We start from the raw sequence: 8,803 nt of genomic DNA on the forward strand, positions 1-8,803 counted from the left end.
CTCGCCTTCGCCAAGCGTTTCGCGGAAGCCATCCACGCCAAGTACCCGGGCAAGCTGCTGGCCTACAACTGCTCGCCGTCCTTCAACTGGAAGAAGAACCTCGACGACGCGACCATCGCGCGCTTCCAGAAGGAACTCGCGGCCATGGGCTACAAGTTCCAGTTCATCACCCTGGCGGGCTTCCACTCGCTCAACTACGGCATGTTCGACCTGGCCCACGGCTACGCCCGCCGCCAGATGAGCGCCTTCGTCGAGCTGCAGGAGCGCGAGTTCGCCGCCGCCGAGCGCGGCTTCACCGCGGTGAAGCACCAGCGCGAAGTCGGCACCGGCTACTTCGACGCGGTGACGCAGACGATCCAGGCCGGCCAGAGCTCGACCACGGCGATGCGCGGCAGCACCGAGGAAGAGCAGTTCGATCACGGCGAGAAGGAAACCGCCGTCGCGTAACTCGAGTCGGCTTCTCCGCCACCGAAACAACAACGGGCCCTTTCGGGCCCGTTGTTGTTTGCTGGAGCGGAAACGCCGCGTTACTGGCGCAGCGCACCTGCATGCATCGACCCGTCGCGCTGGCGCACCAGCACGGCTTGACCGCTGTGAGACGTCGACCATCCACGCCGGCCAGAGCTCCACCATGGCGATGAAGGGCAACACCGGGGAGGGGCAGTTCGACCACGGCGAGGGCAAGGCGAAGGAAACCGTCGCGACCTGTCGAGCCGGTGCGACGTCCACTGCGAATCCGTTGATATTCGGCTTGCAGCGTGGACACGCCCGATGCATCGCTCGAACAGGCAAGGACCCATTTGACGGGCCTCCAAAGCCCTGCTGCAACTTCTCACCGCCGCCCGAGGAAGCCGGAGATCAAGTCGAGATCCTGGATGCCGAGGCCGCCGCGGACGTCATTCGGCCTGAAGCCTTCGGTGTGGAGGATCGATTCAGGGCCTGCCGGAGCGGCGACCCGGTGCTGCCAACGGTTTACGCTGTGGGGCCCAGTAACCCCGGATTCCTCATTCTCTGGACCATTCGCATCGTCTCTCCCACGCCCAATGGCGGCGGCGCGGCGCGGCGCGGCTCGAGTGAGCCGGAGGCCTCGACTGAGTCTCCTCAGCTCGCCTGCGAACTACACGTGTGCGACTTCGCAACAGGAGCGCGACGTGGAAGCGCAGAACGTGATCGTAGAGCAGGTCCGAGCGGTGTCTTTGGTCGCACTGGGGCGTATAGGGTCGAATTCCGGCCAGGTGAATCTCAGTGGTGTGTTTGCGCCATTCCTGCACTGTCGAATTGCGGCGCTATTCCGAGAGGCTCGTGCGGAGTCAATCCGCCACCTCCGACCACCTGACGGCTGATTTGCCAATCGGCCGCTGAGCCTATAGAGACCGCCGTTGTGGGGTTTGCTTGGGCTCGGCGATCTACCCGCCAAAAACATTCCTGAGGTTCTTCGATGAAGAATGCCCTCTCCAAGCCGCGGCGGATGGCGTGATTAGTGCTGGTTGTACTGACGTTGGCAGGGGCATGGGCGCTGAAGGTGCATCGTGAGGATGCGGAGCGCCCCAGTGACGATCCCTCCGTAGCGCACAGGGACGGGGAGGTGGGTCCTTCGGGCCGTGCGCCTGCGGGCGCCGGCCGAGCAGCGGATGCGGCGCATGCCGCGGAACGCCGCTCGCTGGAGCAGATCTACGCTCCCCGGTCGTGGCGTGATCTGCTGGTTGGCGGATCCCGGGGCGAATTCGAAACGGATCGCCACGAAATGCTCGTTGCGATCCGCTCGTTGTGCGATGCCGGGAGTTCACAGCGAATCCCTGAGCCGGACGAGTCGACACAGGAACAAGCTGCCCGCTCTCTCGCCATCGTGCAGTCCCTAGTCAAGGACCTGTGTGCCGGATACCAGTCGGCGGTGGTCGACGCCCAACTCCAGGCCAGCGCCAACCCGGACGCGGTCTTGACCGAGATGCGGACTGCGAGGGACATGCCGAGCGATCTCGATCAGGTCCGTAGCCCGGCGCTGTATGTGCTGCGGGCGCTGCACAATGTCGAAAAGAGCTTCGGGCCAGAGGTCGAACGCACGCTCGGCATGGCGCTCCTGCCACCTGATCGGCAGCAGGCGATCCGCGCCTCCGCGGCGGTGGACGCGCGTTGCCAGCTCTTTCCCGGCTGCGCTCCGACGAGCTACGCGACCTTGGCCACCTGTCTCCCTTTCGATTGCAGGCCCGGCCTATCGCTGTCCCAGCATTGGATGAATCAGGCCCTTGAGCCGAACGAGCAGGTCGTGGCTGGACAGCTCGCTGGTTACTTGGTGCGGAGGCACCGGAGCACGCCTCCCTCCGGACCGAGGTGAGCCGTTTCGGCTCGCCCGGCGGCTGTCTGCATCGTGCACGGAAGCCAAGGACCCGGCGGCCCGCCGTGGCGCTCGCTTTCCGGTGGCGTCTCGAGCTGGGTCTGCGAACTTGGAACTCTGCAGGGGCGCGAGTTCGCCGCCGCCGAGCGCGGCTTCACCGCGGTGAAGCACCAGCGCTGGGGCCGCGCCGAGGAGGAGCAGTTCCACCACGGCGAGAAGGAAACCGCCGTCGCGTAACCCGAGGCGGCTTCTCCGCCACTGAAACAACAACGGGCCCTTTCGGGCCCGTTGTTGTTTGCTTGAGCGGAACCGCCGCGTTACTGGCGCAGCGCACCTGCACGCATCGACCCGACGCGCTGGCGCAGACGCTCGGAACCGGTCGTTCTGCGCTTGTTGCCCTCAGCCTGCGTGGCGGCAACCACCGAGAGGTTCACGCGGACGGTGGCCGTGGCACGGGCCGGGTCGTTGCTGCCAAGGCAGACGAAGCCCGAGTAGTTACCCGGTGCGAGGCCGGCCGTGTTGACGCTGACCGTCACCGTGGCGGGCGCGCCCGCGACCGCGCGGCCCGAGGCCGGCGTGACGCTGCCGATCCACGATGCGCCGCAGCTGACCGTGCCATTCAGCGTGTAGGCGAGACCCACTGGCGCGCCGGCCGGCGTGGTCCACACGTTGGTTGGTGCCGGGTTGCTCGGGACGATCGTGCGCGGCGCGGTGCCGTTGCCCTGCTGCGAGAAGAACCACGCAAAGCGGTTGGCGAACACGGCGTTCACCTGCGGCACCAGCCAGTAGCGGCCCGGCTGCAGGGTCACGTTCTGGCCCGCGGCCGCGAGGTTCAGGCGCAGCACGCCGCCGGTGGTGCTGATCCCGGCCGAGTTGGCCGGGGCCGAGTAGCGCCACACCGCCGCGTTCGGCGAGGTTTCCGGATTGCCTGCCGGCACGCCGCCGGCGTCGGCGAAGATCGACCAGCCGATCACCGTCGTCGCCGGGATGGTGCCGGTGCCGAGGACGAAGCCTTCGTTGACAATGCTGGCGAGCGTGGTCGCCTGCGTCAGCACGAAGTCATCGGCGGCGAACTGACCGATGCCGAGGTCAGTGTAGCGGCCGGTGGCGTAGCCGCTGGTCGCGCCCGCACCGCTCTGCGCCACGACCGCGCCGGTGCCGGTTCCCGTGGTGCGGGTCGTGAAGTCGACCGGGTTGCTGTTGCTCCACAGCGTGAAGTTGGCGCTGCGCGTGGTGTTGGCCGGGGCACTGATGGCGATCGTCTCGGTGCTGAGGCCCAGTTCCGGCGCGCGCACGGCGACGGCGATCGGCAGGCGCAGGGCCGGCGAGCGGGTGCTGCTGTCGCTGCCGGTGGAGGTCAGCGTCAGCGTGCCGAAGCGGTAGCTGCCGTCAGCCGGCTGGGCCGCCGTGTTCACGGTGACGGTGACCGTCTGCGTGCCGAACGGACCGACGGTGAAGACCGGCGCGCTCACCGAGCCCGTCACGCCCGACAGCGCGAGGCTGAAGGTCTGGAACGTGCCGCGCGTGCTGCGGAAGGTGCGGGTGAAGGTGCAGCTCGTGGTGCTGCAGCCGCGGTTGGTCATGCTGGCGAGGTTGAGCGCCGACACGTCGCCGCCCAGCGCCGGGTTCGCCGCGCTGTAGTCGGCGCGCTGCTCGTCGAGCACGAGGCCGGCTTTGGCCGCGGCATCCACCTGCACGCGGCCGGCACCGGCCGAGAACGGGTTGGCGACGGTGACGCCGTCCTGCATCAGCACGCCCTGGCGCGCCGTCATCATCAGCGCCGACTTGATCTCGGCCGGCGTCCAGGTCGGGAAGAGCTGGCGCAGCAGCGCGCCGCTGCCCGCCACCTGCGGCGAGGACATCGAGGTGCCGCTGAGGAAGCCGATCGTCTCGACGCAGCCCGCCGTCGTCCACTGCGTGGGGTTGGCGCAGGCCACCGGCTCGAGGATGTTCACGCCGTGGCCGGTGATGTCCGGCTTCAGCACCGAGAACGCGGCCGGGCCGCGCGAACTGAAGGCGGCCAGCTGGTCGGCCGTGTTGTCGATGCGCGTGGCCGGGAAGGGCACCGTCGAGGCCAGCGCCGGGTTCGAGACGGTGAGCGCCTGCAGCGCGACGCCCTCGGCCTGCGCCATGCCGAACACCGGCACAGTGGCGCCGGGCACCGACGGCGCGATGCCGCCCGTGGTGTTGTTGACGATGATCACCGCGCGCGCGCCGGCGGCCGTGGCGTTGGCCGCCTTTTCGGTGAAGGCGCAAGTGCCGCGGCGCACGAGGGCGATGCGGTTGCTGAAGAAGCCCGCCGGGAACGCGCCGCTGGCGGTGCAGCCGTCGGCCGCGCCAGTGAAGCCCGGGCCGGCGCGCAGCGCGCTGCTCGGGATCGCCGTGGTCAGCTCAACACCGCCCGAGCCGGCGGCCAGCAGCACCTGAGAGAGGTTGGTCGGCACGCCCGCGCCGCTGGTGTTGAGGGTGAACTCGTAGCCCGAGCGGCCCGACTGGGCCGCGGCGACCGTCATCACCCACGGCTGGCTGTGGCCGTTCGTCGAGGGGTTCGGGCCGCTGTTGCCGGCGGAGGCCGAGACGAAGATGCCGGCGTCGGTGGCTGCGAGGAAGGCCTGCGAGATGGCTTCCGACCACGGCTGGGCGCCGCCGCCGATGGAGTAGTTGATGACGTCGACGCCGTCGGCGATCGCCTGATTGATCGAGGCCAGCGTCGAGACGTTGGGGCAGAGGCCCTGGCCGGTCGCGGTGTTGGTGTAGCAGGCGTCGTAGGCGATGACGTTGGCGCGCGGCGCGATGCCCGTCAGCGTGACCGTGTTGCCGCGGAACGTGGTGGTGCGGGTGTTGCCCGCCGTCGTGCCGGCCGTGTGCGTGCCGTGGCTGTTGCTGTCGCCGAAGCCCGGCTCCTCGCCGATGTTGGCCGTGCCGCAGAGGTTGGCCGGCGGGCCGCAGACGAAGTCGTAGCCGCCGATCAGCTTGTCGTTGCAGCGGCCGGCATCGACGCCGCCGGTGGCGCAGCTGCCGAGGTAGCGGCCGTCGCCCAGCGGGTTTTTGAACTCGTGGCCGGTGCCGGGCTCGACGCCGGCGAAGGACGGGCTGGCGAAATTGATGCCCGAATCGACGATGCCGACGATCACGCCTTCGCCCTTGGCGCGGCGGTTGTACACGGAGACTTCGGTGCGACCGCGGCTGATGAAGGCGGCGCGGTGGAAGCCGGTGCCGTCTTCCCACACCGTGTTCGCGCCGATCACCGACGGGGCGATTTCATCGTCCAGCGCGTACTCGGTGTAGGGCTCGACAAGCGTGACCGTCGGGTCATTGGCGAAAGCGGCGGCTTCGGCCGGCGTCAGCTCGGCGACGATGCCGTTGAAGGCATGCTGCATGCGGTGCTGCACGTCGAAGTCACGGCCGACGCTGGACTTCAGGCGCGCTTCGTTGGCGCGCTGGCGCCCTTCGAGCTGCGTGGCGTAGGCGGCCACCGCGGCGTCGTGGTCGACCGCCATCTTGCCGCGCAGCGGGGGCGTCGGTGCCTGCTTCAGCTGGGCTTCGAAGGTGACGGCGGGCACGTCGCGGAAGCCGACGATGTAGGGCATGCGGCCCGTCGACTCAAAGGCCTTCAGGGCGGGCGAATCGGACTTCGCCACTGCGGCGGTTTCCACCGTCGCCGCCTGCGCCGCACCCACCATGGCCACGAGGGCCGACGAAACCGCGATCGAACACCACTTCTGCTGCAAGCGACGCATGGATGACTCCCCAAGAAACGATCAGATGAAGTCCGCGCCCCCGCGGGCCGATGGTCTTGGCATCGACGCCTGGGCGGGTTCGCGGGGACAGGACGACCGGAAGCGGGGGCGCGACGGCCGTACCGTTACTGTGTAACGTGAAGCGCGCGGCCCTGCAAGTGCGCGGGGTCCTGCTCTGGCCTGGATGCCGGCCCCACGCTGCGCTGCATCAGAACGCGCGACGCAGGCGCTCACGCCACCCTGACATCCAGCGCTGGAGGCGCCCCAGCGAGTCGGTATGGAAGACGATGCCGATCTCGGTCGCGCGGCCGTCGCGGATGCGTCGGGCCACCAGGGTGGCACCGCCGAGGGCGATCCGGTCGCCGATGTGAACTTCGCCCTCGAAGCGGGTGGCGAACATCTCGCTGGCCGTGTGGGCGGCGTAGCGCGGCGGGATCGGCAGCCCGTAGAAGCCGGCCAGTTCGCCCAGCGGCACGTCGCCCGCCAGGCTGAAGGCCCCGAACGTCTCGTGTTCGGCCTCGCGCGCCTCGTTGCCCTCGGCAAACAGCCAGTCGAGCCGGTAGACCTCGCCGGGCGGCGCGAGGAAATAGGCGGTGTCGTCGGCTTGCGCCGGACCGGCCTCGGTCGGCAGCAGGATGCGCCCCTCACGCACCACCATCGCCGGCCGCGCCCAGCCGGGCAGCTCCGCGTTCTTGGTCAGCACGGCGCTGGTCGGCCCGACGCGATAGCCCACCAGTTCGAATTCGAGCTGGCCGGGCAGGTCGAGTTCGATGCGGCGCGTCGCCGTCTCGCGGCGCGGCAGCGCCACGCGGAAGAGCCTGGCCGCCGGCTTGAGCGTCCAGCCCTGGACCAGCAGCGAGGTGACCACCACGACGAAGGCGACGTTGAAGTACAGCGAAGCCTGCGGCAGCGCCATCAGCAGCGGCAGCGACGCGAGGAAAATGCCCACCGCGCCGCGCAGCCCGACCCAGCCGACGAAGCCGATCTCGCGCTTGTGGAAGCCGAAGGGCGCCAGGCAGGCGGCCACGGCGACAGGGCGCGCCACCAGCATCAGCACCGCGGCCAGGGCCAGCGCCGGGCCGAGCACATCGAGCAGGGTGGAGGGCACGACCAGCATGCCCAGCAGCAGGAACATGCCGCCCTGCGCCAACCAGGTGGATGCGTTGAGCACGGTCGTGACGTTGGCGATCGCGCGCACCGGCTTCTGCCCGAGCACCAGCCCGGCGACATAGACGGCGAGGAAGCCGCTGCCGTGCAGGGTGTTGGTCGCCGCGAACAAGCCCACGGCGCCGGCCAGCGCAAACAGCGGGTGCAAGCCCTCGGGCAACGACAAGCGATTGAGGCCGAGGGCGATCAAGCGACCCCCGAGGACCCCCAAGCCCAGGCCCAGCACGAGGTGGAGTACGAGGGTCAGCGCCAGGCCGCCCGGCCCGCCAACGTTGCCCACCGACAGCCAGGTGCACAACAGCACCGTCAGGAACACAGCGACGGGATCGTTGCTGCCGGATTCGATCTCCAGCACGCCATTGACGCGCTTCGGCAACGCGATGCCGGCGCCGCGCAGCAGGAAGAACACCGCCGCTGCGTCGGTCGAGGCCAGCACCGCGCCCAACAGCAGGCCTTCCACCCAGCCCAGGCCGAGCAGCCACATGGCCGCCAGGGCCGTGAGCACCGCCGTGATGGCCACGCCAGCCGTCGCCAGCCAAAGCGCCGGCGCGATGGCCGGGCGCAGCGGCGCGAGCCGCGTCTGCAGGCCGCCGTCGAACAGGATGATGGCCAGCGCCAGCGCGCCGATCGCATACACGATGCCCGGTGCCATGTTGAAGCCGGCCCCCTCCGGGCCGAGCGCGACGCCGAGCGCGAGGAACACGAGCAGCAGCGGCGCGCCGAAGCGGCGGGCCACGAGGCTGGAGCCAATGCCCAGCAGGGCGACGAGGGCGCCGCCCAGCAACCACGTGTCAGTGCGTGCCAACCACTCCATGCCCGGCCCGGTGCTCCGTTCGCGTCGAGGCTTGCAGCGTAGCCTGCAACGACGGATTCGAGTCGATGCTCATCGCGCGGAAGCCGATCGCCTCGGCCATCTGTGGCGTGTCGACGGCGTCTTCACCGGCCAGATCGGCGAGGGTGCGCGCCACTCGCAGCGTGCGATGCACTGCGCGTGCCGAGAGCGTGAGGCGATCGGCGGCGTGTTCGAGCAAGGCCCGCGCCGCTGGCGTGGCGGCGATGACGGCCTCGAGCTCGCCCGGTGCCAGATGCGCATTCGGCTTGCCTTGCCGGGCCTGTTGGCGCTCGCGGGCCCGCAGCACGCGGGCCCGGACGGCGGCGCTGGACTCGTTCGCGCGCGACGCCTCGGCATCGTTCGGAAGGCCGGGGCCGCTCGGCGCCATCAAGGCCGAAGCGGGCACGCGGGCCAGCGCCACATGGAGGTCGATGCGGTCGAGCAACGGGCCGCTGACGCGCGACTGGTAGCGCGCGATGGTGTCGGACGGACAGTTGCAGCGGCCCGAGGGGTCCCCGGCCCAGCCGCAGGGGCAAGGGTTCATCGCCGTGACGAGCAGAGGGCGTGCCGGAAACACCGCCTGCATCGCTGCACGTGCGATCTGCACATCGCCGGATTCCAGCGGTTCGCGAAGGGCCTCGAGGGTGTTGCGGCTCCACTCCGGGAGCTCGTCGAGGAACAGCACGCCGTGGTGCGCCAGCGAGAGCTCCCCCGGTCGCGGAATCCCGCCGC

5 protein-coding genes and 1 pseudogene are annotated in these 8,803 nt (G+C 69.7%); 3 read left to right on the plus strand and 3 right to left on the minus strand.

Annotated features, from left to right (window positions below):
* From ACIQ6S_RS13760 to ACIQ6S_RS13770, 3 genes and pseudogenes are all read left to right on the plus strand, one after another.
* Positions 1 to 447: pseudogene (locus ACIQ6S_RS13760) on the plus strand (isocitrate lyase); the annotation flags it as partial.
* 1,033 nt (positions 448 to 1,480) lie between these two features.
* Positions 1,481 to 2,332, plus strand: a complete 852-nt coding sequence (locus ACIQ6S_RS13765; RefSeq protein WP_397608849.1) for a hypothetical protein — start codon at positions 1,481 to 1,483, stop codon at positions 2,330 to 2,332.
* A gap of 33 nt (positions 2,333 to 2,365) precedes the next feature.
* A complete protein-coding gene (locus tag ACIQ6S_RS13770) occupies positions 2,366 to 2,569 on the plus strand; it encodes a hypothetical protein (protein WP_397608853.1) in 204 nt (67 codons plus the stop codon).
* A gap of 80 nt (positions 2,570 to 2,649) precedes the next feature.
* Here the strand turns inward: ACIQ6S_RS13770 and ACIQ6S_RS13775 are convergent, their stop codons facing one another.
* From ACIQ6S_RS13775 to ACIQ6S_RS13785, 3 genes are all read right to left on the minus strand, one after another.
* The gene (locus ACIQ6S_RS13775) at positions 2,650 to 6,072 is read right to left on the minus strand and encodes a S8 family serine peptidase (protein ID WP_397608850.1); all 3,423 of its coding nucleotides are present in this window, start codon (positions 6,070 to 6,072) and stop codon (positions 2,650 to 2,652) included.
* Between the two features lie 208 nt (positions 6,073 to 6,280).
* Positions 6,281 to 8,044 (minus strand): potassium/proton antiporter, encoded by a 1,764-nt coding sequence (locus ACIQ6S_RS13780; protein ID WP_397608851.1) that lies wholly within the window; start codon positions 8,042 to 8,044, stop codon positions 6,281 to 6,283.
* Positions 8,031 to 8,803, minus strand: a 773-nt coding sequence (locus tag ACIQ6S_RS13785; RefSeq protein WP_397608852.1) for an ATP-binding protein, incomplete at its 5' end; no start/stop codon positions are given. The genes ACIQ6S_RS13785 and ACIQ6S_RS13780, both read right to left, overlap by 14 nt.

Origin of the sequence: Silanimonas sp. (genome assembly GCF_044377035.1) — a bacterium.
In the GTDB taxonomy this organism is placed as follows: domain Bacteria; phylum Pseudomonadota; class Gammaproteobacteria; order Xanthomonadales; family Xanthomonadaceae; genus Silanimonas.

What these genes read in the sequence shown, in the direction of transcription:
- ACIQ6S_RS13775 (WP_397608850.1), bottom strand. Translation starts at nt 6,072, where the DNA reads ATGCGTCGCTTGCAGCAGAAGTGGTGTTCGATCGCGGTTTCGTCGGCC.